Origin of the sequence: Gorillibacterium massiliense, from assembly GCF_000455485.1 — a bacterium.
Lineage (GTDB): Bacteria > Bacillota > Bacilli > Paenibacillales > NBRC-103111 > Gorillibacterium > Gorillibacterium massiliense.
On record NZ_CBQR020000167.1, the window covers coordinates 21425 to 45328 of the forward strand.

The 23904-nt window shown below is 51.3% G+C and carries 23 protein-coding genes; 17 read left to right on the forward strand and 6 right to left on the reverse strand.

The features are described from left to right. Positions 1-126: 126 nt before the first annotated feature. A complete protein-coding gene (locus TJ79_RS27435) occupies positions 127-267 on the reverse strand; it encodes a hypothetical protein (RefSeq protein ID WP_155988016.1) in 141 nt (46 codons plus the stop codon). Positions 268-327: 60 nt separating this feature from the next. Here TJ79_RS27435 and TJ79_RS23755 point away from each other — a divergent pair, with 60 nt between their 5' ends. From TJ79_RS23755 to TJ79_RS23765, 3 genes are read left to right on the forward strand one after another with little or no spacing between them, the layout of a single operon-like run. Further along, positions 328-1254, forward strand: coding sequence for an ABC transporter permease (locus TJ79_RS23755; protein WP_040952829.1), 927 nt, complete (start codon positions 328-330; stop codon positions 1252-1254). A gap of 30 nt (positions 1255-1284) precedes the next feature. Continuing rightward, a complete protein-coding gene (locus TJ79_RS23760) occupies positions 1285-2169 on the forward strand; it encodes a carbohydrate ABC transporter permease (RefSeq protein ID WP_040952830.1) in 885 nt (294 codons plus the stop codon). Positions 2170-2222: 53 nt separating this feature from the next. Then, positions 2223-3785 carry an extracellular solute-binding protein gene (locus TJ79_RS23765; protein WP_040952831.1) on the forward strand — a complete coding sequence of 521 codons (1563 nt, stop codon included), beginning with the start codon at positions 2223-2225 and terminating at the stop codon, positions 3783-3785. 131 nt (positions 3786-3916) lie between these two features. Here TJ79_RS23765 and TJ79_RS23770 read toward each other — a convergent pair whose 3' ends face one another. Continuing rightward, positions 3917-4396 carry a hypothetical protein gene (locus TJ79_RS23770; RefSeq protein WP_040952832.1) on the reverse strand — a complete coding sequence of 160 codons (480 nt, stop codon included), beginning with the start codon at positions 4394-4396 and terminating at the stop codon, positions 3917-3919. Between the two features lie 591 nt (positions 4397-4987). Beyond that, on the reverse strand, positions 4988-5713 hold the full coding sequence (locus tag TJ79_RS23775) for a GntR family transcriptional regulator (protein ID WP_238323127.1): 726 nt from the start codon (positions 5711-5713) through the stop codon (positions 4988-4990). A gap of 243 nt (positions 5714-5956) precedes the next feature. Between TJ79_RS23775 and uxuA the strand changes: the two genes are divergently transcribed. The 4 genes from uxuA (at position 5957) to baiCD (ending at position 11601) form a co-directional block, all read left to right on the forward strand. Continuing rightward, positions 5957-7051 carry a mannonate dehydratase gene (uxuA, locus tag TJ79_RS23780; RefSeq protein WP_040952834.1) on the forward strand — a complete coding sequence of 365 codons (1095 nt, stop codon included), beginning with the start codon at positions 5957-5959 and terminating at the stop codon, positions 7049-7051. Between the two features lie 2 nt (positions 7052-7053). Continuing rightward, entirely contained in the window at positions 7054-8661 is a 1608-nt protein-coding gene (locus TJ79_RS23785; RefSeq protein ID WP_040952835.1) for a mannitol dehydrogenase family protein, read from the forward strand. A 208-nt stretch (positions 8662-8869) separates the two neighbouring features. Next, entirely contained in the window at positions 8870-9454 is a 585-nt protein-coding gene (locus TJ79_RS23790; protein WP_040952836.1) for a TetR/AcrR family transcriptional regulator, read from the forward strand. A 209-nt stretch (positions 9455-9663) separates the two neighbouring features. Further along, on the forward strand, positions 9664-11601 hold the full coding sequence (gene baiCD / locus TJ79_RS23795) for a bile acid Fe-S flavoenzyme BaiCD (RefSeq protein WP_040952837.1): 1938 nt from the start codon (positions 9664-9666) through the stop codon (positions 11599-11601). 86 nt (positions 11602-11687) lie between these two features. Here baiCD and TJ79_RS23800 read toward each other — a convergent pair whose 3' ends face one another. Beyond that, positions 11688-13154, reverse strand: coding sequence for an aminotransferase-like domain-containing protein (locus TJ79_RS23800; protein WP_040952838.1), 1467 nt, complete (start codon positions 13152-13154; stop codon positions 11688-11690). 139 nt (positions 13155-13293) lie between these two features. Between TJ79_RS23800 and TJ79_RS23805 the strand changes: the two genes are divergently transcribed. The 4 genes from TJ79_RS23805 to TJ79_RS23820 all read left to right on the forward strand — a co-directional run bounded on the left by TJ79_RS23805 (position 13294) and on the right by TJ79_RS23820 (position 15429). After that, positions 13294-13902, forward strand: coding sequence for a LysE/ArgO family amino acid transporter (locus tag TJ79_RS23805; protein ID WP_337588964.1), 609 nt, complete (start codon positions 13294-13296; stop codon positions 13900-13902). A gap of 100 nt (positions 13903-14002) precedes the next feature. Continuing rightward, entirely contained in the window at positions 14003-14407 is a 405-nt protein-coding gene (crcB, locus tag TJ79_RS23810) for a fluoride efflux transporter CrcB (protein ID WP_040952839.1), read from the forward strand. Continuing rightward, positions 14404-14778, forward strand: a complete 375-nt coding sequence (locus tag TJ79_RS23815) for a fluoride efflux transporter FluC (RefSeq protein ID WP_040952840.1) — start codon at positions 14404-14406, stop codon at positions 14776-14778. Before crcB ends, TJ79_RS23815 begins: the two co-directional genes overlap by 4 nt. A gap of 75 nt (positions 14779-14853) precedes the next feature. Beyond that, positions 14854-15429: a histidine phosphatase family protein gene (locus TJ79_RS23820; RefSeq protein ID WP_040952841.1), complete on the forward strand. Its 576-nt coding sequence runs from the start codon at positions 14854-14856 to the stop codon at positions 15427-15429. A 41-nt stretch (positions 15430-15470) separates the two neighbouring features. On the opposite strand, the gene TJ79_RS23825 is transcribed toward TJ79_RS23820, so the two are convergent. Together TJ79_RS23825 and TJ79_RS23830 are read right to left on the reverse strand one after the other, a co-directional pair. Continuing rightward, on the reverse strand, positions 15471-17051 hold the full coding sequence (locus tag TJ79_RS23825) for a DUF5050 domain-containing protein (protein WP_040952842.1): 1581 nt from the start codon (positions 17049-17051) through the stop codon (positions 15471-15473). 155 nt (positions 17052-17206) lie between these two features. After that, positions 17207-17770, reverse strand: coding sequence for an NAD(P)/FAD-dependent oxidoreductase (locus TJ79_RS23830; RefSeq protein WP_040952843.1), 564 nt, complete (start codon positions 17768-17770; stop codon positions 17207-17209). A 267-nt stretch (positions 17771-18037) separates the two neighbouring features. On the opposite strand from TJ79_RS23830, the gene TJ79_RS23835 reads away from it, so the two are divergent. From TJ79_RS23835 to TJ79_RS23860, 6 genes are all read left to right on the forward strand, one after another. Continuing rightward, complete coding sequence (locus TJ79_RS23835; protein ID WP_040952844.1) at positions 18038-18685, forward strand: MOSC domain-containing protein; 648 nt, start codon at positions 18038-18040, stop codon at positions 18683-18685. Between the two features lie 63 nt (positions 18686-18748). Then, on the forward strand, positions 18749-19234 hold the full coding sequence (locus TJ79_RS23840) for a hypothetical protein (protein ID WP_040952845.1): 486 nt from the start codon (positions 18749-18751) through the stop codon (positions 19232-19234). A 121-nt stretch (positions 19235-19355) separates the two neighbouring features. Next, positions 19356-20540 (forward strand): GNAT family N-acetyltransferase, encoded by a 1185-nt coding sequence (locus TJ79_RS23845; RefSeq protein ID WP_040952846.1) that lies wholly within the window; start codon positions 19356-19358, stop codon positions 20538-20540. 22 nt (positions 20541-20562) lie between these two features. After that, a complete protein-coding gene (locus TJ79_RS23850; protein WP_052339935.1) occupies positions 20563-21555 on the forward strand; it encodes a cation diffusion facilitator family transporter in 993 nt (330 codons plus the stop codon). 142 nt (positions 21556-21697) lie between these two features. Continuing rightward, positions 21698-22525, forward strand: a complete 828-nt coding sequence (locus TJ79_RS23855; RefSeq protein ID WP_040952847.1) for an aldo/keto reductase — start codon at positions 21698-21700, stop codon at positions 22523-22525. A 149-nt stretch (positions 22526-22674) separates the two neighbouring features. After that, positions 22675-23802: a GIY-YIG nuclease family protein gene (locus tag TJ79_RS23860; protein ID WP_040952848.1), complete on the forward strand. Its 1128-nt coding sequence runs from the start codon at positions 22675-22677 to the stop codon at positions 23800-23802. Positions 23803-23904: the final 102 nt, after the last annotated feature.

Genomic DNA, 23904 nt, shown 5'->3' on the forward strand with positions numbered 1-23904 from the left:
GGAGAATCTTGCACAAAATCCAAGATATTCACCGAAAACCCACTCGCATCATAGAAAATCCTGCATGAAATCCAGCATTTCTCCGTAAAGATCCGCACGAATAATAGCCTAAGCAAAATGAACTCATTAGTGGTCGAGACTATCTCGATAGCCAGGCGGAGCCTCCAACCGGGGCTTCGTTTTCTTTTTGCCGACCGCGCTGGAAGCTTCTGTGCATAGCGCTTTCATCAAGCCAAAACCCCCCTGCAAAAGACAGGATTGACTCATGGAATGGCTTCCCCCCGCGGCTTATCATGAAAGTATCACAAATGCGAAAGGGAATGCCAAATGAAACGAAACGGACTGATCCGCGACCTCATCCGCAACCGCCAACTGCTTGTCATGTTTATGCCCGTGGCGGTACTGCTCTTTCTGTTCTGCTACATGCCACTCTCGGGTCTGATCATCCCCTTTAAGAATTTCGAATTTAACAAAGGGATATTCGGAAGCGATTGGGCTCATCCGCTGCTCACCAATTTCAACTATCTACTCACCTCCGATGTCGCTTTCCGCGCCATCCGCAATACGATCTTGCTTAATATCCTGTTCATCACCGTCGGGCTCATCTTTGAAGTGGGTTTCGCCCTCATGCTGAACGAGCTCAGAAACAAATATTTCAAGCGCATCACCCAGAGCATAACCTTCCTGCCTTATTTCATCTCCTGGATCGTCGTCGGCGTGTTCACTTATAACCTGCTGAACTATGAGACAGGCGCGGTAAACCGCTTTCTGGAGATGATCGGCATCGGACATGTCGATTTTTACAGCCGGGCGGGGCTGTGGCCGATGATCCTGACCATCGCCCTTCGGTGGAAGCTGACCGGTTACGGAACCATCGTCTACTTGGCGGCGCTCACCTCCATCGACAGTTCGTATTACGAAGCGGCAGCCATAGACGGAGCAACCCGCTGGCAGCAGATCCGCTACATCAGTCTTCCCATGCTGCGGCCAACCATAATTATTCTGACCCTACTCGCCATTGGGCGCATCATGAACGCGGACTTCGGAATGTTTTACGCGATGATCGGCGATGCATACCTGCTCTTCCCGACAACGGACGTCATCGACACCTTGGTATATCGGAGCTTGCGCAAATCGGGGGATATCGGCATGGCCTCCGCAGCCGGCTTCGTGCAGTCGGTGGTCGCCTTTGTACTGGTCCTGTCCAGCAATTACGCCGCCCGCAAAATCGATAAAGACTCGGCCATATTCTAACATCAACCCTTAGGCAAGGAGGCAATCCCCATGTTATCCAAACGGTTTTCCTGGAGTCAGGCCGTCATCGGCGGTGTCATCCTATTGTTCAGCCTGGCCTGCCTGTTTCCTTTTCTTATGGTGATTTCCGGATCGCTCAGCACCGAAAAGGACATCGTCAACTACGGCTATGCCCTGATTCCCCGGCATATCACTTTAAGTTCGTATAAAATCTTGATCCTTGGCTCCAACCGAATCGTCGACGCCTATGGGATCAGCATCACCGTGACAGTCATCGGCACCGTTCTTTCGATCATTTTGAACGGGATGGGCGGTTACGTCATGGGACGGCGGTCATTCAAATACCGCAATGTGCTTTCCATCTACGTCATCATTACGATGTTGTTCAGCGGCGGCCTTGTTCCGTGGTATATCATCTGCGTGCGTTATCTGCACCTGAAGGACACCTTATGGGCGATGATTTTGCCGCCCCTGGCCAACGCCTTCAACATGTTCCTCATCCGCAATTTCATGCAGTCCATTCCAGAGGACTTGTACGAATCTGCAAAAATGGACGGAGCCAGCGAATACCGCATCTTTTTCCGGCTGATCGCCCCGCTTTCCGTGCCCGTCCTCGCCACCGTTGGCCTGTTCGTCGCTCTCGGCTATTGGAATGACTGGTTCCTCGGCCTCATGTTCGTGGATAAGCAAGAGCTTCAGCCCTTGCAACTGCTGCTGCGGACATTGGTCTCCAACGTGGAATTCTTGAAAAGCTCCAGCAACGCGGCGGCTATGCAGCGGATATCGGCGGCAATCCCGTCCGAATCCATCAAGATGGCGCTCACGGTCATTACCATCGGACCCATCGTGTTCCTGTATCCCTTCGTTCAGCGCTACTTCGTCAAAGGGCTCATGGTGGGAGCCGTCAAAGGATGACTATATCAGCTCTGGCTGTATAGTATAAATTTCATATCAGGGGAGAGGTTTCAATGTACAAAAAGCGGACAGCAGTCTTACTCCTGGCCATGACGCTGGTATTCAGCCTGGTGCTCGGAGCTTGCAGCAAGAAAAGCGACAGCAGCTCGACGGATAAAGCGAGCACGGCACCCGCAGCGGGAACTACCGCTCCAACCAAATCGGATAAGCCGCAAGAAGAAGTGACTCTCAAGTTCTATTTTGGCGGCGACAAAAAATCGGCAACGGATGAAGTATGGTCGCAAATCAGCGATTACGTGAAAAAGAAAGGCCTCAACGTCAAGTTTGATCTCAGCTTCATTCCGTTTAACGATTTCAAGGACAAAATGCTGGTCATGGCCGCCTCCGGCGACAAATGGGACATGAACTTTGACGGCGATTGGCTGTCCTACAAACAAATGGCTGCAAAAGGTTCCTACATGGCCTTGAATGACCTGCTGCCGCAGTATGCCCCGAACCTTTACAAGAAATATCAAGATCAAGGCACATTGGGCGCCGCTACGGTTGACGGCAAAATCGTCGGCCTGCCCTGGACGATGAAGATGAACCAGCGCCAGTTTGCCACATGGCGGGCGGATTTGGTGGATAAAGCGAATCTGAACATTCCCAAGGATTCCGTCAAGACCATTGATGACGTGGATAACCTGCTGCGTCAGTTGAGAGACGCTTATCCTAACGAGAAAATCAACCGCGGCGGCCCCCTGCCGATTTACATGATCCGCGATGAATGGGTTGACATGAACTTCCATGGTCTAGGTTTTTATCTGAATGATCCGAAAATCACGATTCAAGCGGTGGAACAGCAACCGTTCTATAAGGATACCGCAATCAAGGCGAAACAATGGTACGACGAAAAACTGATCAACCGCGATGCCATGATCGACAAGACCGACGGCGCGTCGGAATGGAGAAACGGCAAAACCATGTTCACTCTGACGTCCCATGAATGGATCAGTGCCGATCCTGGTTTCTCCGATCCTAGCTTCAAGCTGAATTCGTCCCTGATCTACCCCGACAAAAAGCAAATCAACCGCACGGCTCTTGCTAACGTTGTTGCCATCAACGCAAACTCGTCTCACCCGGATCTTGTGCTGCGTTTCCTCGACATGATCGAAACCGATCAAACGCTGTACGACTTGGTGCAATACGGCATCGAAGGCAAGACGTATAAACTGGATGGAGATACTGCCATTTATCCTGACGGTATGACCACCACGACTAGCAACTACATGGAATGGGGCGGCCAATGGGCGTTCTGGAAGCCGCAATACATGCGTCCGACGATGACCTATCCGAAGGATTTCTGGGTGCATGAAGCGGAGTTCGCTAGCCAGCCGATCAACGTAAATTCCCCGATCGACGGATTGTTTATCTCCGAAGACAACATGAAGAATGAATTGGCTAAACGCGACCAAGCTTCCGATGAAAACAGCAAGCCGATCGAATTCGGTAATGTTAAGGATCCCGAGAAAGCGGTAGCCGACTATATTGAGAAGCAAAAGAAAAACGGAATCGACAAGATCATCGCTGAAACCCAGCGTCAAGTCGACGCATACCTGGCTTCCCAAAAGAAATAAGAACGTGAAACGATGCCGCCCCGTCGGTCCAAGAGCATTTGCCCTTGGACAGCGGGGCGGTTTTCTGTCCCCGGCGCGATTGTGATTCGCCACATGAGCCTTTCACGGCTATGAGGAAAGGGCAGAACGGTTCAGAATATCGAGTAATAGGAAATCGACTGTTCAAACAGCTCGTCGAGGAAGCGATCGTCGCCGACCTGCTGTATTTTCGAATGATTGCATATGAGGGTCGAGGAAACGCTCCGCTTTTGAATCCCTCTGCTTCCCACGCCGACTGGGACTCTCTCTTGTAAACTTACAGATTGGGCCAACTCTGCCAGTGCAGCCCGCGCCATGCGCACCTGATCCGGTGTCCACCCATCCGCGTGGAGGATGGTTAATAAATGCGCTTCTTCCAGCGTGGCATTTCGGAATCCCTTCAGAAATGCTCCCCACCTGATCAAGTCTATTGGCTTGCCGGTATCGGGGAGGAGGCATTCGCCATATCCGGCTCTATCGCCGCAGGAAAGCCGCAACAGAATCGGCCTGCACGTTTTCCGGTCAGGCCCTTGTGTGGCAGGTTGTGCGGTAAAAGCAAACAATTCGACTCTCGATAGATTGCAGTTCTCCATATGTGTCGCCTCCTAGCAGATAGAATACGCTGCGAGCTTCCTTTTTGTAAAAAAAGGAATTGCAACCGCAGGGGCCGCTCGTGCCATATGGAGCCAAAAAAATGAAAATCGGCAGGGAAAACCGGTTATCTATCAACGAATAAGCCTTTTATCTGCCGGGTTCTCCCGCTTTTGAAAATCGGTTGTTGCTGCGGGAACACTCCGATGCTGGATAAAGACATGTCAGATGAAAATGTAAGAAAACAAGAGCATAAGGGAGAATGATGGAGATTCAATCGAAAGTAAGCGCTACCGGATTGTCCGCAAGACGGTTTTATCCATAATTCGAGGGGGCCAGTTGTTTTACACGCTGGAAGACTGGAAGTATGATAGATCCAGTTTCAACAACGGCGTCCGATTCCGGACCTAATGGAGAGGAGCTGACCCGTGATAATGAATTTTTTCATGGCAGCCGCGTTGGTCACAATATTCGCTTTGCTATACGGGGTTGAGCGATGGTGCGAATGGCTGGTCGAAAAGACCGGGGAAGAATAAGTTGGCTAGCAACATTTAACGCGCAGCAAAAAAAGCGGGCATTCGTCCCGCTTTTCTTTATCTTTTGATATATTCCGAATAATTTTCCGAAAAATACATCGAGTTGATGTCCGCGCGCAGATGGTGGTGTAGCAAATCTTCGATTTGTTCCAACTGATCTTGCGCTAGACAAGCGACGATACGCTCGTGCTCGCCAAGAATTTCCGTGAATTTGTCCTTTTTCATCATATGCAGCTTGCGGTAGCGGACGTAATGCACGTTGAACTGCTGGATGATCTCCCACAAAAATAGCCGCCCAGCCAAGTCGAACAGCGTTTTATGGAAGGCGTCATCGAGGTGGAGAAAATCTTCCAGGCCTGCGTTCTGGTCGATGCATTCTTTTTGGCTTGCTAGGATGGCCTTCAATTCGTGCAGTCCCCTCAAGGACAGCTTTCCAGACAAATCCTTCAAAATATTCTTCTCCAGAGCGCTTCGCAAGTAAATGATCTGCTCCACGGATTCCAGATCGATATAGGAGACGATATTGCCCTTCTTCGGGTAGATGTCGATATAGTTTTCGAGGGACAGCTGCTTCAAAATATCCCGGATGGGGGTGCGGGACAGCTGGAACCGCTCCGCCAGGCTGGTTTCGCTGATTATCGTTCCCGGCTTGCACTGGAGGGAGAGAATCTCCGTTTTCAGTTGTTCCAATATCGATTGCTTCGCGTTCATAGGGATCCAGCCTTCATCTTCATTATTCGGTTCTTGGGACCGGGGGAATTCCGCTCGTACACTAGTATACATGAAATTCGAACCCGTAACTATTCTTTGTCTACAAGCTTACCAAACTATGTGAAAAAAGCAACAAGAACAGTAGGGGAAATTGCGATTGACAACGCTTTTTTCTTGCCGTATTCTGAGATCAAACATGTATACAAGATTACTCATTCATCCGTTTGGATGCGAAAATGGCCGCGACTGCGCGAATCTTTTTGTATACAATCGGGAGTCGCTTGTAGCATCACGATCAAAAGGAGGAATCGGCGCATGAATATGACCTGGAGATGGTATGGCGAAGGCAATGATAACATCACCCTCGACCATATCCGTCAAATTCCCGGCGTCATGGGTATCGTCTGGTCGCTTCACGAGAAGACGGCAGGCGAAGTGTGGGAAATGGAACGCATTCAAGAGGTGGCCGACCAGATTACGAGCAAGGGCTTCAGCACCGCCGTCGTTGAAAGCGTTAACGTTCACGACGACATCAAAATCGGTCTGCCTACCCGGGATAAATACATTGATATTTACATCGACACCATCCGCAAGCTCTCCAAGGTTGGCGTCAAAGTCATCTGTTATAATTTCATGCCGATTTTCGACTGGACGCGCACGGACCTGTATCATGAGCTGCCCGATGGCTCCAACGCTCTTTTCTATGAGAAATCCGCCATTGCTTCCGATCCGAAGGAAATGGTCGCCAAAATTCTCAACGGAGCCAAAGGTTTCTCTATGCCTGGCTGGGAACCGGAACGTCTGGCCCGCCTGGATGAGCTGTTCAAAGCATATGAAAATGTCGACGAAGAAAAGCTCTTCGATAACCTGAAGTACTTTCTGGAACGGATTATCCCTGTCTGCGAAGAGTGCGATGTCAAAATGGCCATCCACCCGGACGATCCGCCGTGGCCGATCTTCGGGCTGCCCCGCATCATCCGCAGCGCCGACCATATCCGCCGCTTCCTCAAGCTGGTGGACAGCCCGTACAACGGACTCACCTTCTGCACCGGCTCCTTGGGCGCCAATCCGGAAAACGATCTGCCTGCGATGATCCGCGAGTTCCATGACCGCATTCATTTTGCTCATATCCGTAACGTCAAAGTATTCGAAAACGGCGACTTCATCGAAGTGTCCCACCGCGGCCGCGACGGCAGCGTCGACGTGCCGGAAGTAGTGAAGGCGTACTTTGAGAACGGATTTACCGGTTACGTCCGTCCTGACCACGGCCGCCATCTCTGGGGCGAGGAAAAGAACTGCCGTCCAGGTTACGGTCTCTATGACCGGGCACTGGGTATCATGTACCTGTTGGGCGTTTGGGACAGTCTGGAGAACGAAGCCAAGAAGGCAGCCGCCAAGGGGGCGAACTGATCATGCTGCGATTAGCGAGAAGCAGTATCGCCGACAAGGCTGCATGGACGGAGGCGGGAGTGGCCCTGCCGGAGTTCGATTTTGACCGGGTCGCCGCCAACACGAAGGCGAAGCCGGAATGGATTCACTTCGGCGCGGGGAACATCTTCCGCGGCTTTGTCGCCAACTGCCAGCAAAAGCTGCTGGACGCGGGACTGGCGGACACCGGCATCATCGCCGCTGAGTCCTTCGATTTTGAAATGATCGACAACGTATATAAACCCTTCGACAACTTGACCTTGCTGGTCATCATGAACGCAAACGGTGATTTTAATAAAAAAGTCGTCAGCAGCATCGTTGAAGGCATCAATACCGATAAATCCCGGCAAGCAGATTATGCGCGTCTATTGGAAGTGTTCGAGAACCCGACGCTGCAAATGGTCAGCTTCACCATCACGGAAAAAGGCTATGCCATCACAGCACCGACTGGGCAGCTTCTCGGCATCGTGGAGAAGGATATCGAGAACGGACCGGACAACACGATCCACGTGATGAGCACCATTACGGCCCTCACCTATCGCCGCTATGCAAAAGGCGGGTATCCGCTGACCCTGGTCAGCATGGACAATTGCTCGCACAACGGCGACAAGCTGAAGGCCTCTGTTCTGACCATTGCGAAGGAATGGCAGAAAAAAGGCTTTGTCGACGCCGGCTTCATCGCTTACCTGGAGGATGAAAGCAAGATCACCTTCCCGCTGACGATGATCGACAAGATCACGCCGCGGCCGTCTGAGGACGTAAAGGCTGCACTGTTGGCGCAAGGCATCACAGACATGGACGTCATCATCACGTCGAAAAACACCTACACGGCACCTTTCGTCAATGCGGAGGTATGCGAGTACCTCGTCGTTGAGGATAAGTTCACCAATGGCAGACCTGCGTTGGAGCAGGCCGGGGTCATTTTCACGGATCGGGAAACGGTCAACAAAATCGAAACGATGAAGGTAACCACCTGCCTCAATCCGCTGCATACGGCGCTGGCGGTGACCGGCTGCCTGCTCGGGTATACACTTATCGCCGACGAGATGAAGGATGCCACTTTGCGCAAGCTGGTGGAAACCATCGGCTATAAGGAAGGGTTGCCTGTTGTCGTTGATCCGAAAATCATCAGCCCGAAGCAGTTCCTGGATGAAGTCATCACGGAACGGTTCGCCAATCCGTACATCCCGGATACGCCGCAGCGCATCGCCACGGACACGTCGCAAAAAGTCGGCATCCGTTTCGGGGAAACGCTGAAGTCCTATCAAAAGCGGGACGATCTGGACCCGGCGACTCTTACGGCCATTCCTTTGGCTATTGCCGCTTGGTGCCGCTATTTGCTGGGCATCGATGATGAAGGCAAACCCTTCGCCATCAGCCCCGACCCGCTGCTGGAAACGCTCCAACCTGCTCTCGCCGACGTGAAACTGGGAGATGCGACATCCAATGTGAAGGAAATCTTGTCCCAAGAGTATATCTTTGGCATTGATCTCTATGCCATCGGTTTGGGCGAGAAAATCGAAGGCATGTTCCACGAAATGCTTGCCGGTCCCGGAGCCGTTCGCCGGACGCTGGAGAAGTATGTAGGGTAATGATAAGGGAAAAAAAGCCGCGGGAAAGATTCCCGCGGTTTTTTGGTCATCTTGGAGCTACTCATTGACAGCGTTAAGATGCACTTGGTCTATTGCATGTGTACGGAGCATGATTTTGATCCTTCAATGCAAGAAAATCATTTGTTCCGTTTGATTAGCGATTGTGATTATAATAGGCTAAGGATTAACCAATTTTAAGAGGTGGCCAATGAGAGAGCTTAAGAACATTGAGGAACGGATTTTGGACCGGGCTTTGTATTTGATGGGAATTAACAAGACCTGCGATATATCCATTCGGGCCATAGCCAAGGAAGCTAATGTAAATATCAGTGCCATTAATTATTATTTTCGTTCAAAGGAAGAGATGTTGAGGCTGGTGAAGGAGTTTTACTTCGAGAACACCATGACCGTTTCAGCCATACTGAACAGCGAAGAATATGACGATGAAGAAAAGCTGTTGTTGGCTGCTAATGAAATTATGGAATATTCGTTAAGGTTTCCCGGCAACTCGGTGATTTATAGGAATTCGAAAAAGTTAGCCGATTTGGATGAGACCTCCAGAAAAATTATCGATATATCTGTGGATGTAGGGAACCGGTTGAGCGATCTGTTGCGTAAACTGATTCCGGGCGATGAAGCAAGCATCAATTACAGGTGTTTAATATTCATGTCTTCCGTCAATTATCTCACAGAGTATGAAGGCATTGGAGACTTTGGGTCGACTCATTTCATCGAAAGAGAAGAAAGAATGGCGTATCTCAAGCTGCTGATAAGGGCTCTGAAATCAACCTAAATGCCGCTGATGCGGTGCTCAATAGGCTATTCCGGCATAGTCTATTTTTTTGCGAAAAAATTCAAACATTTTGTTTGAAACATATTGATTGGAAACATGGACTCCGATATATTTGAATTGCGAAACAAAAATAGGTAAGTTCATAAACTTGATTGTGAAATATGTCACATGGTAAAAGATTTGTACGGAATTCCGAGGAGGGAATGGATATGGCGTTCGATACTCTTTTTAGTCCAATTAAAATCAGAGGACTGGAATTGAAGAACAGGGTTATGTTTCCGGCAATGGGAACAAAGATGGCAACCGAGGACCGGTTCGTCACGCAGCAAGTGATTGATTATCATGTAGCCAGAGCGGAGGGGGGCTGCGGTGTTAACTTTACCGAAGTATGCTCCGTTTACAAGCTTGCTTCTCCGAAGAAATTTCTTGCGATTTCAGAGGATAAGTATATTCCCGGTTTGAAGAAACTTACGGACGCGATTCACGAAGCAGGAGGAAAGGCAGGAGTTCAGCTTTGGCTTGGAGGCATGGCAGTTGGAAGCGACCCTGAGCAAATGATCATTATTCCAAGTCCCGTACCGGTGCCGGGAACAGAGTACACCATCCCTGGAGCTACGATAGAGACCATTCAAGAAGCGGTCAAAGCTTTTGGTGAGGCTGCCAAAAGAGCAGTTGAAGCAGGTTTTGACACCATCGAATTTCACGCTGGCCACAATTATACGCCGCATTCCTTTCTCAGCCCCTTCTTTAACCGGAGAACGGATGAGTACGGCGGAGATTTGAATAATCGGGCAAAGTTCCTCATTGAATGCATTGAGGCTATCCGTCAAAATATACCTGCAGAGATGCCTTTGTTTATGCGTGTTGACGCGCATGACGATTATTTGGAAGGCGGCCTGACTATTGAAGAGGTTATCCAATTTTGCAAGATGGCCAAGGATGCGGGAGTAGACGTAGTGGATGTGTCCAGGGGGAACTTTTCCTCTTCGGCCATTATTTACGAGGTTCCGCCCATCGATCTGCCCAGAGGCTTCAACGTTGACAATGCGGCTAGGATCAGGAAGGAGACCGGCTTGACTACCGTGGCGGTGGGACGGATTAATGATCCCGCTCAGGCGGAGGAGATTCTGGCAAGCAGCAAAGCGGACATGGTCGTGATTGGCCGTGCTCAGCTTGCCGATCCTGAATTCTGCAAGAAGGCGCAAGCTGGAAAAGCGGAGAACATTGTCCGTTGTGTCGGATGCAATCAAGGCTGTTATGATGGGTTTGTTTCAACCGAAATGCCATTTATCACTTGTTTGAGGAACCCGGCATTGGGCAGAGAAGCTGAATATAAGCTTGCGCCTACCGATCATCCGAAGAAGGTTCTGATTGCAGGCGGCGGGATAGCAGGTCTTGAAGCGGCCATGGTCCTGAAGCGCAGAGGTCATCAACCGATTGTTTGCGAGGCTTCCGAATCGTTGGGCGGGCAGTTCGCTCTTGCCGGCGAAGCGCCGAGAAAAGAAGAAATGAAGGAAGCGGCTTTGGCTATGGGGAAGCAGGCTATCAGAGAAGGCATAGAGGTGAAGCTTGGAACACCTGTTACCGCATCGCTTATTGCGGAGCTCCAGCCTGACGAAGTGGTTATTGCCGTTGGCTCCGCCCCGATGGAATTGAAGGTTCCCGGCAGCCAATTGCCCATGGTAACCAACTCCCATGATGTCCTATCTGGCAAAAAGACAGTTTCCGGCAAGGTGGTCATTATAGGAGGCGGATTGGTGGGCTTGGAGGTAGCCGAATATTTACATGGTCAGGCTTCCGAAATAACCGTGGTAGAAATGCTTGATAAAGTAGCCAAGGATTTAGGCCAACTGCGTTCAATATGCGTCATGGAACAGCTTTATGCTTCCAAAGTAAAAACCTTAACGAATGCCAAATGTGTAGAAATTAAAGAGCACGCTGTTGTAATCGAAAGCAATGGTCAGCTTCAGGAGTGTCTGTGCGATTCGGTTGTGGTTGCCATTGGGGCTAGATCGCGGAATTTTGAGAGTATTGATACGTATTGCAAAGAGCATCATATTCCTTGCCATGTTATCGGGGACGCAGTCCGTGCCCGTAGAGCGCTGAATGCCGTGGCTGAGGCTAACGAAATTGCGCGGGCGATCTAGATGCGATTGATGGTCGGGGCATGAGCAAACTTGAGAAGCAGCGGGAATGGTTCCCGCTGCTTTTTTAGTTTGGCACAGTAGGACGTTTATCCTTGGCTGCTTGCGGTTAGGTGCTCGCGGATGATGCCGGACAAGATTGTTAATCCCTTTTCTAACTCTTGTAGCGAAGCGTAAGAGTAAGAAATCCGCAGGTAGTCGGCAGCAGAGCGGTCATAAAGCGGCCCTGGATTCAGCAGAATACCGGCCTTTTTTGCTTGTTCAAAAAGTGACCTCATCGACACGGGCTTCTCTAGGCGAAGCCAGATGTAGAAACCGCCGGAAGGCTTGCGCCAGCGAGCGATATCGCGGAAGTTTCGCTCCAGGATTTCGAGGGCGTGGTCCCTGCGGTTGCGCAGATTTTCTCGCAAACGAGCTAAATGCATGTCGTGTCGACCACCAGCTAGCCATTCCCCAGCAGCCCATTGGGAGAGAGCGCTTGAGCCGTAATCGGTTTGCATTTTCACATCCGCCAGCCGCTCAATGACCGGCTCCGGTCCGACCAGCCAGCCGATGCGCAGTCCGGGACTTACGGATTTGGACAAGCTGCCGATATAGAGTACGTTACCGTTTTGGTCGAAGCTCTTGAGCGGCAGGGGCGGTGGAGAATCCAGCCATAGCTCGCGGTAGACGTCATCCTCGATGATAGGAAGGCGTTCCTCGTTGCATAGGCGGATTAACTGTTGCCTCCGCTGCTCAGGCATGACGAGGCCGGTGGGATTGTGGAAGGTCGGGATGGTGTAGATGAGCGATGCTTTGTATTGTTTTTGATAGGTGGGTACCAGCCAGGTTTCCAGACCGTCATCATCCATAGGAAGGCTCTGCAGCTTCATGCCGGCCGATTGGAAGACGGGGACGGAGTGCAAGTAGGACGGATTTTCCGCTAGGATGGTCGACTCTTTTCCCAGCAGCCCGATGGAGATGAGCTGCAGAGCTTGCAGCGCTCCGGAAACGATCAGAATGGAGGAAGCCGCCGCTTGGATGCCGATGCTTTTGAGCCTCCCTGCGATCTGCTGCCGTAGAAACAAATTCCCTTTTGGCTCCTCGTAACCGAGGGCAAGCTTCCGCTCCGTCCTACTTTGAAAAAGCTGGAGAATGTCATCATCCGGCAGCAGCTCCGGTGCTAGCTCTCCGGTGCCGAGGCGAATGATGCCGGGTACGAACTCAGCCAGGTTGATCTCCTGAATGGTGGGCATATTGGGTTGAGAGATCCCGGCGCTGACGTACGATTGCCAGTCAGTTGGCGGCGATGAGGCCATGAGGCTCCAAGTGGTATTGACGATGCGCGTGCCGCCGCCGGTTTTTCCTTCAAGGAGTCCCAGTGAAGAAAGCTCGTTCAGCGCTTCTACGACGGTGCTCCGGTTTACTCCGAAGGTTTCGGCCAAGGTGCGTTGGGAAGGGATAACCGTTCCGACTGTCCACTCGCCGTGAAGGATTTTTGCGCGGATATACTCTTCGATTTGCTTGTGCAAGGGGATCGGAGATGCTCGGTCCGGGGTCCAATCGATGGTTTTCATAAGTCCTCCGCTCGAAAAAGTCTTCATCCATTATACTCGTTATTTGGTTGGTTCGAAAACCATCCATTTGGTTGGAGACAGAGCTCGATCCCGCCGCTAAAATAAACGGAGATTGTAAGGGAGAGATGGAGGGCTTTGGGTGATTCTTGTTATTCTACATGCGGTGTTGTTGGCATTTGGGTTGATTATGCCCCTTGGGGTGCAAAATATCTTTATTTTTCAGCAAGGCGCGAGCCATGGAACCTTACGCAGGGCGGTTCCCGCTGTAGTGACGGCTGCATTTTGCGATACGCTGCTTATTGTGCTTGCGGTATCGGGCGTTTCCGTGCTCATACTGGCCAATGTCTGGTTTAAAACCATATTGTTGGCCGTCGGGGTCGTCTTTTTGCTCTATATGGGGTGGGCGACCTGGAGCAGCAAACCGAGGGCCTTTGAGGAACAGATGGCTTATTCGCTGAAAAAGCAAATCACCTTCGCCGCATCTGTGTCCTTGATGAATCCCCACGCTATCATGGATACCATCGGTGTCATCGGGACAAGCTCCATCGCATACAGCGGGTATGAACGGCTTGCCTTTACGTTATCCTGCATCGCGGTATCCTGGTCTTGGTTTACGTTTCTTGCTTTGATTGGTCGGATGGTGGGTAGGCTCGATTCCTCTGTGAGGATTATGACTGTACTCAACAAGTGTTCGGCGGTTATCATTTGGGCTGTCGCCGTCATGCTGCTCCGTAGTCTTTTCACTTAATCGGTGTGTTTTGGTTATAGCGCCTAGTAGTCGAATGGTGTAGAATGTAAGAAATTCACACCGCCCCGGCTGACGGGGCATCGAGATCGGGATGGACGTTATGAACGGATTTATTGTCGGCATCGGGGGCATCCTCGGCGCCTTGGCTCGTTACGGCCTCGGTTTGGCTTTCGGTGCGCCTGACCCTTTTCCTATTGCTACGCTGATTACGAACTTGCTCGGATGTCTTGTACTGGGATGGCTTTTGGAGGCCTGGCGGCTGAAATGGCCGAACCGGCTGTGGATCAAAAACGGATTCGGCACCGGGGTGATCGGCGCATTCACCACTTTCTCTACTTTGAGTGTGGAAACTGTACATCTGATCCAGGACCAGCATGTGATGCTGGCTGCGCTTTATGTTATCGTTAGTGTGGCAGGAGGACTGCTGCTGGTTAGTATCGGCCGGGGAGTTGCACAGAAAATGTTCGCAACGGTTGAAATGCGGCAGGGGGAGCTGCGCTCATGAGTTCCTTTTTCCATGTCGTTCTTGTTGCGGCCGGCGGTTTTGTAGGGTCGGTCAGCCGGTATTATGTCTCGCAGTTTGCTGTTAAGCGCCGGGTCTCGAAAATCCCGTGGGGTACTTTGTTCGTGAACTTGACCGGTGCTTTTTTGTTGGGGCTGCTCTATGGCGCCCACTCTCCTTCATCCGTTCTCCTGTTAGCGGGGACCGGTTTTATGGGAGCTTATACGACCTTTTCTACCTTCATGCACGAAACTATGTCCTTTGCATTGAACAAACAAGGCTATCTGTCGATGCTTTATTTGTGTGGAAGCCTCCTGCTGGGGATTGCTCTCGCATACGTGGGGATGCAGACAGGCGAAGGGCTGTTTGGATGAACGGGAAAAGTAAATCTGAAGGACTAGACAACAGAAGATAGAGATGAGGATTGAACTTCGGAGGTTTGGAAGGATATGACGACATTCGGTATAATCCGGCACGGGGAAACAGACTGGAACCGGGAAAAGCGGGCGCAGGGAATCACGGATGTGCCCTTAAACGAGGAAGGCTTCGCCCAAGCGCGCAAGCTGGCGGTGCGGCTTTCTGAAGAAAAGTGGGACATGATTTATACCAGTGATTTGGTCCGGGCGAAGGCAACGGCGGAGCTGATCGCGGAAGCCCTCGGCATCGAAGTTCGGGTAGACGTCCGGCTGCGGGAGAAAACTCACGGCCGGCTCGACGGCACGACGGTGGAAGAACGGATCGAGCGCTGGGGGGAAGGCTGGCGGGAGCTTGACCATGAAGAAGAGTCCCGGGAGTCCATTGTCGCCCGCAGCATGGCTCTCTTGGATGAACTGACGGAGCGCTATCCGGACAAACGCATCCTGCTGGTCAGTCACGGGGCGTGGATCGTCGCGACGTTGGAAACTTTGCTAAATCCCGAGGAGCTGGTGTTTATCGGCAACACGTCCATCTGCGTTCTTGAGCATCAAAAGGGCGTCTGGACCAGTTCCCTTATCGGCTGTACGAAACATTTGGATGAAAAATAGGGCTGCCATTCGGCAGCCCTTTTCATATAAGACGATTTTCGTCATGGAACGAACTTGATCGAGGAATCCTTGGAGGCTTGGAGCAAAAGCCCTTCGTCAGATGGAAATACGCGCGAGATCGTATCGGTCACTTTCAACTGCGGGTTTCCCGAAGCATCAAACCGGATGACGCCGTAATCTTCTTTACTGCCAAACCGGCAGACCAGTTGACCGTGCAGCACTTGCACTTCTGCGACTGGCTTTGCCCATACGAGCGGATCTTCCCCGCTGGGATCGGCCCGGTACAGATCGAATTCCGTTGAATTTTTCTTGGTGGTGTAAAAGATGCTGCCGCCGATGCCATCAAACCAGGCTACGGTATGTTCGGACTGTTTCGATTCCCCCGTACCGTCAAGAGCCGATGAGTACAGCAGCTTATCGGCGGACTTGACGTAATAGAGCTTGTTGTCGAGAATGCGGAACCAGGCGACAGCCGAGTTGACTATTTTCTCTGTCTCATTTGTTTTCAAGTTGATTTTGTATATCCGATTGGCTTCGGATTCGTCTCGTGAAGCCAGTATATATATATCGTCTCCAACGACATCGAATGCGTCGTCGCTGCCTAACGTCCACGTTTTTCCGTCGGTTGTGACGCCGTACATGAGATGAATGTTGCCGACTTTCATAGCCTTGGTGTTATCTTGTTCCGATGGTGTCAATAATAAGTTGTCGCCTTCGAATGCCCAATCGTTGAAATGGAGGATCAACATGCCGTAGGGGGTATCCTTGAAATCCAAATATCCGTTGAACATCAGTTTCGCTTTGCCGTCGTCGCTGATTTTCACGAATGCGTCGGAGCCCATAATACCCTCACCACGATGATAGGTAAGCCAGAGGGTGTCATCGCGGATTTGAAAGGTTACCTTATCCGGCTGCCACTCATCTTTGACGAAAGTATACGAATAGATCTCTGTCTTAGCCGACGGTTGCTTCGCAGGTGCCCGATATACATGGTTCGTCGTACCTTTCGTCTCTGCATAATAATAGTATCCTTTGAAAAGGGCGACACCGTTTTTCCCGGCACTGGAGGGAAGACCGACAGTTTGCACTTGCGGATTATGAGACGTAATGCTGAGGCCGTTGGTGCCGTTCCATTTATAATCCCATCCGAATTCGTCATGGGCAAAGCGCCAAGTCAGTGGGATATAGGGGACATCTCGGAAGTTCAAAATCGGATAATTTTCTTTGGTATTGTCGATCTTCTTACCGTTGATCGTGTACGCCGATGAGGATATTTTCGCCGTTAAGCTGGCCGCATTGCGGTGCTCGGTCATATACGGCGCATAAGAGGAAGTCACGGGACCTTGTTTTATGGTCATGCCCTCTTTCGCCGACCAAGTGGTTTCCAAGCCAAACAGCCGGGTATCATACCACGTCAGCGGAATGTATGTGACATCGCGATAGACCAGCAGCGGATACTCCCGGTATTGATTTTCCACCGTATGGCCATTCAAGGTCACCGGGTAGCCCGGCAGCGTAACCTTGACGCTTCCGCTGGCGGCCTGACTGTGTCCCGCAGGACTGAGCAAGCTCATGCACAATGCGAAAGCGACCGTGATTGCGGTCCATTTTATTCTTATCATCATTTCATCTCCTTTTCTCCAAATAGTTAAACGCTGACAATTGGGAAAAGTTACCTGTCATTCTAAAGAAAACAAAAAGCCTGCAACCGCAGCACTTTTCGGTCTGCGTACAGGCTCATTTGGCTTAATATGTAATCTTCGAATAAACTACGGCACTACGCTTTCAGTACATCGTGGTCTACATAACGCTCGCCGTTCAGCTCGCTGATCACGTTGATGGCTACCCGTGCGCCGTCGCCGGCGGTGATGATCGTGTGCAGGCTTACTCCGGCGCAAGCGCCCGCAGCCCATACGTGGGGAAGGGACGTTTTGCCAGCTGCGTCGGTGCTAACGACCGACTTCACCCGGGGTTCGGTGCCCGGTTTCGTTTCGATGCCGGCGCTCTCTGCCAATTGCAGCACGAGGCCTGTTGCCAGAATCAGCTGGCCGCCTTCGTATTTGCCGTTTTCCGTCTCCACCGTGACGCTGCTTTCACTAGCGACCAAGCTTACGGCTTTGTCCGACACATATTCGGCTCCGAATTTCTTCGCCTGGTTTTTGCCGATTTCGAGCAAGTCCGGTCCGGAAATATCAGCAGCGCCGTAATGGTTCTCAATCCATGCACGTTTCGTGATGCTTTGATCGTTGTCGATGATCAATGTCTTCTTGCCTGCTTTTGCCGTAAACAATCCCGCGCTTGAGCCCGCTGGCCCCGCTCCGATAATGATGATGTCGTACATGGTAATCTCCCTTCCCGGCTTTCCAGCCCTTCCAAAATTTTAAAGGTCCCTTTAGGGATTCGCCCTGATTTCATGATAGAATTGCAAATGAGGCATGTCAAATATACCGGCCTCTTGTTTAAGATATCAGAAAGTATTAACTTCGAAGTAATGGCTTCCTGATATCGCAAGAAAAACGACCTATAAACGGGGTCTGTCTACATTGAATGTACATCGATAGACGTTTTTCTTATAGACAGATACATAACAACTGGAGGATGAGCAGACATGAGCGGGACGAAGATCGTATCTCTTCTTGTAGGAAAGCCAGCTGCGTTAAGCCATAGGGAGAAAACCGTGGAATCGGGCATTAACAAGAAATTGGCTGTGGGTCCCCTCTATTTGACGACAACCGGTTTTGCAGAGGACGGGCAAGCCGATCTTGTACACCACGGCGGTCCGGACAAGGCAGTCTGCGCTTATTGCCAGATCCATTATCCTTATTGGGAAAAAGAACTGGAACGGCCGATGCCCCACGGCTCCTTCGGTGAAAATACGACTTTGGCAGGACTGTCAGAGGATACAGTTTCCATCGGAGATGTATTCCGCATGGGCAACGCTCTGGTTCAGGTAAGCCAACCCCGGCAGCCTTGTTACAAGCTGGCTTGGAAACACGATCTCGTCGACCTCCCTTTGAAAATGGAAAGCACCGGCTGGACCGGTTTTTATTTTCGCGTATTGGAGGAGGGGATGGTCGGCCTTGACGATGCGGTTGAGCTGGTGCGCAGCCATCCGCTGAAGATGACCATAGCCCGGGCAAACGAGATCGCCTATCGATGTAAAGAAGATGCGGAAGCGATGCGCTCTCTTTTAGCTGTAGAGGAGCTTTCCGCCAGTTGGAAAACGATGTTGGAGCGCAGACTATCAGCCATTTGACTCTATTCAATATTTTTGAGTTAATAAGAATGAGTCTAATCTTCCAAATCGAGGGGTGATATTTTGTTTGGAATCATGTTGTTTCTGCACTTGGCAGGCTTGGCTATTTGGCTGGGATCGCTTGTTGCAATCAGCGTTATGCTGAGCATTTTCAAGAAAAATTTGGACAAACCGGGACATAACGCAATCGCCCGCAGCACGATTCGGGTGTTCAACGTACTTACCCACCCCAGCGCTTTTATCATCTTGGTAACGGGTCTCGTGATGGTGCTAACCGAGGATTACGGCGACAAGACGCCCTTCTGGCTGTTTTATATGCAGAATATCGGCGGGTTGATCATCATCGCGGTGATTGCGGTGCTGTCCATTTTCGGCAAAAAGGCGGCACGGAGTCTGCTCAGCGCCGATGCAGCGGGTGGCGGGAAAAAGTCGGTGGTTGGGGAAATCGCTGCAGCCGGCAAGAGTTTGTCCCTCATGGTGTCGTTAATGACGGTTTCTATCGTATTGATTCTTTCGGTTGTGCTCATTGTCAGTTATCGGTTCGGATGAGATACTCTGAGATACATACTCAACAAGTTAAGGCGCCGGAATCTGTTTGTGCGGATTTCGGCGTTTTCTTTTGTCAAACAAGGAGGCATAATGGAATAAACGATGAAAATGGGGTGTAGCGGTGAGCGGGCAGGAAATCAGGCAATTGCGGCAGGAAGAGCTGGAGGCGTTTTTTCGGCTGTCTGAATTTGCATTTCAGTTTGAACGGAGCGATGAAGAACGGCAAAAGGAAATAGCGGAAGCAGACCACCGCGATTTTTGGGCCTGCTTTGAAGATGGAAAACTGACGGCGAAGCTCAGGCTCATTCCCTTTCACACTTGGGTCGGCGGCAAGCTTTTCGCTTTGGGCGGCATCGCTTCAGTGTCCACCTGGCCGGAGTACCGCCGTCAAGGTTTTGTGGCGGATTTGCTCCGGAACAGTCTAAAGGTGATGAGGGAGAATGGTCAGATGCTTTCCGGCCTCAATCCTTTTGCTTTTGCCTTTTACCGGAAGTATGGCTGGGAGTCCTTTTGCGAGATCAAACAATACGAAATCCCGACGGCGCAACTGCCCAAGTATACGGAAACCTCCGGCCGCATGGAACGGACCGAGGACACGGGCTTGTTGAACCGGTTGTATGAAGCCGATGCGGTGCGTTACAACGGCATGCTGCAGCGTGACGAAACATGGTGGAAAAAGCTTCAACAGGAATGGCAAAAAGGAACGGCCGCGGTATGGACGAACGATGAAGGAGTACCACAGGGCTATATCCGTTATAAAATATCAGGCAGGGAAATGGAGCTTTACGAGCTTGTGGCTTTGGAGGAGGAAGCGCGCAGAGCTTTGTGGCGGTTTATCGGCAACCATGATTCCATGATCGAACGGGTGAAGTGGAAAGCTCCGGCAGACGATATTCTACCATTTCTGCTGCCCAATCCCCGGTTTAAGCAGGAGGTCATTCCCTATTTCATGGTCCGGATTGTGGACGCTCCTGCATTTCTCGCTGCCTATCCCTTTACGGGATTAGGGGTGGATACGGAAATACGGCTGACTCTGCGGGATGAACACGCCGAATGGAACAACGGCTCGTTTCTTATCGCCATCGATGGTACGGGTAAGGCGGAGGTAACGAGTTGCGAGAGCATCCAGGGTAGGGAGGCTATGAGCCTGTCTTGCGATATTCAGACGTTATCCGCTATGCTGATCAGCCGCCGCGGGCCGGATGTTCTCCATCAGATAGGCAATCTGCAGGGAGATGCAGATGCCGTTGCACGCTTGACGAGCTTGATCCCGGCAAAATTACCATTTTTAAACGATGGATATTGATGTTTTAGTGAGGTGAAAAGGATTGAATAAGGGAAAAGAAAAGGAAGTGCGCCTCCATTCCCACAGTCACGGAGAAGGCGAAGCCGAACTGATGAGGAATAAGGATGCTACGCGAGTACTGCTTCTGTCCCTTTTGGCGATGCTGCTGACGGCGGGCATTCAAGCGGTGATCGCCTATTTTTCCGGCAGCGTCGCGCTTATTGCCGACACGATACATAATTTTGGTGACGCGCTGACCTCGATCCCGCTGTGGATCGCTTTTCTGCTCAGCCGGCGGCCGCCTTCCCGCCGTTTTACCTACGGTCTGAAGCGCAGCGAGGATTTGGCGGGACTTTTTATCGTCGCGGTTATTCTCATTAGCGCAATTGTTGCCGGCTATCAATCGGTGTATCGACTCCTTCATCCGGTAGAGCAGACGCACCTGGGCATTACGGTGCTGGCTGCGGTTATTGGCTTCATCGGTAACGAACTGGTTGCCCTCTACCGCATTCGTACCGGCGAAAAAATGGGCAGCGCCGCTTTGGTCGCCGACGGCAAGCACGCCCGAATCGATGGGGTTACCTCCCTGGCCGTGCTGGTTGGCGTAGTGGGCACTTGGCTTGGCTATCCTCTGGCAGACCCTATCGTCGGGCTGCTTATCACCGTCATGATTCTTTTTATCGTCAAGGATTCCGCTCAGACGATCTTCACCCGTATGCTGGACGGCATCGAACCGGATACATTGGACCGGATCGAGCAAACAGCCCGAAAGGTTGCCGGGGTTGAAACCGTCAGCGAGGTAAAAGCCCGCTGGGCGGGGCATGAGATCAATACCGAGATCAGCGTTACGGTGAATTCTGCCCTCACCGTAGGAGCGGGGCATCATATCGCTCAGGCCGTCATTCACGAACTTTATCATGAAATTCCCCACATAGGCGATGTGTATGTGCACGTCGATCCATTTGAAGAGGCCGGGGCTCTGTACCACTCCCACGATTACTTGAATCAATCGGGCAGTGCCAAGCAACAAGGGTGAAGCGATTCATTCTGTGATGGCCAGTTCGTACATCGGACCGGTTTTCTTTGCTTCCTTCAATTGTGCTATCATACACCTATTACGATTTGGTTTCTGAAGGATCGCTTCCATCCATTTTTCATTGAAAGCGAGGGATATGGCAATGGCGCATATTTCAGATGTGGCAACACTGGCAAACGGAGTTAAAATGCCATGGATCGGACTTGGTGTTTATAAGTCGAAAGAAGGCACAGAAGTCATAAATGCGGTGACTTCCGCCTTGCGCTCTGGTTACCGGCACATTGACACGGCTGCGGCCTACGGCAACGAAGAAGGAGTCGGGCAGGCGATTCGGGAAAGCGGCATCTCCCGGGACAGTATTTTTGTCACAACGAAAGTATGGAATTCCCGTCAGGGCTTTGACAGCACCCTTGCCGCTTTCGACGAGAGCATGGAAAAGCTGGCTCTTGATGCGGTCGATCTCTATTTGGTGCACTGGCCGGTAAAGGGCAAGTACAAGGAAACGTGGAAAGCGCTCGAACGGATTTATAAGGAAGGCCGCGCCAAAGCCATCGGTGTCAGTAATTTTCAGGTTCATCATCTCAAAGATCTGATGGAGAGTGCAGAGGTGCTGCCGATCGTCAATCAGGTAGAATTGCACCCGCTGTTGGCTCAGGTTGAGTTGCGCTCCTTTTGCAAGGATAAAGGCATCCAGATCGAAGCTTGGAGCCCGCTGATGCAAGGTAACCAACTGGATCATCCCGTGCTGCAGGAGATTGCCGGCAAATACGGCAAATCGGCGGCGCAGGTCATCATCCGTTGGGATTTACAGCATGGCATCGTGACCATACCGAAACCCGTGAATACAGGTCGGATTCAGGAAAATGCAGATGTATTCGATTTTGAACTGACTGCCGAAGACATGGAGCGGATTGACGGAATGAATCAAAATCGCCGTTTCGGTTCCGATCCGGACAACTTCAACTTTTAATAGAACGGTTAGAAAAAGAGCGGCGATTTGCCGCTCTTTTTGCTTTTGATAGATTACCGCGGGACAAGGATGGGTTGCTGCCAATTGCATCGTTTTGCTAGAATAGAGTTGCTTTGCCACCCTGCATAAAGGAGGAGGTTCTTTTCGCTATGGCCTTTGACTTCAACCCGCGGATGTATCCCGAACAACCTGGCTGCTACCTGATGAAAAATGCCGAGGGCAAGATCATCTATATCGGCAAGGCGAAGAATCTCCGTAATCGGCTGCGCTCCTATTTTCGCAAGGAGCTCCCCACCCCTAAGCTGCAGCAGTTGTCTGCGGATATTGCGGATATCGAAGTTGTGTTGGTGGCAAACGAGACCGAGAGCCTGCTCTTGGAAAATAATCTGATAAAGCTGCACAAACCGAAATATAATAGCGCTTTGAAAAGAGACAATTCCGGATATGCTTACTTAGGGTTCACGGACGAGCCGATCCCCCGGCTTGCCATCCTTTTCCGGAACCGGAAGGCGATGAAATCCGACAGCGGCGGGGGGGCACCCGGTTCCATTCTATTGGGAGGAAAGGTGTCGGCTTCCCAACGTTTCGGTCCATATCCCAACGGGAAATTTCGCAACGCGCTGCAGGAATTCGTCAACGAGCATTACGGTCTGCGGTCCTGCCAGCACTTGCCCAGGCGGGTGTGCCTGTATTATCACTTGGGAAAATGCAGCGGGGTCTGCGAAGGCATGATCTCGAAGGAAGAGTATTTAGCAGATGTAGCTAGAGCTTCCGCGCTGCTGTCCAATCGGGATAATGAGCTGATCGCCGAGCTGGAAGACGAAATGACCCGGTTGGCGGAGCGCCTTGAATATGAAAAAGCGGCCAGACTTATGGCGCAAATCCGTTCGCTGCAAAAGCTTTTGGTGAAGCAAGTAGCGGATCGGGACACCGTGACCGATCAGGATGTGCTCTTCTTCGGAGAAGATCATGTCATGCTAACCTGCCTGCGTTCGGGTATGATTCGCAGTATGGAATTTTTTCCGCTGGATGAGACGGGGACGGATGCGGGATACGTCGATCGCTTTTTGATCAAGCGGTATTTGCAGGAGCGGCCCGACGAACTGATCGTCAATCGGATTCAGGATGTCGCTGCCGTTCGTAAAACCCTCCGCCGTGGAGGAGGCGGCAAGCCCGTGGGAATTACCGTTCCGAAGCGCGGTGCGAAATTCGAGCTGCTCGAAATATGCCGGCAGAATTACGAGTATCGGGCACGTCAGCTTTGCGAAAAAATATAGAGATATCCTCCATTACGTTGTTTCAAAAGACTTCCTTTTGGGTAATAATGAGCCATTCTCAAACCGAGGAGGCTGCGCCCATGAGCAAGCAATACAAGAACG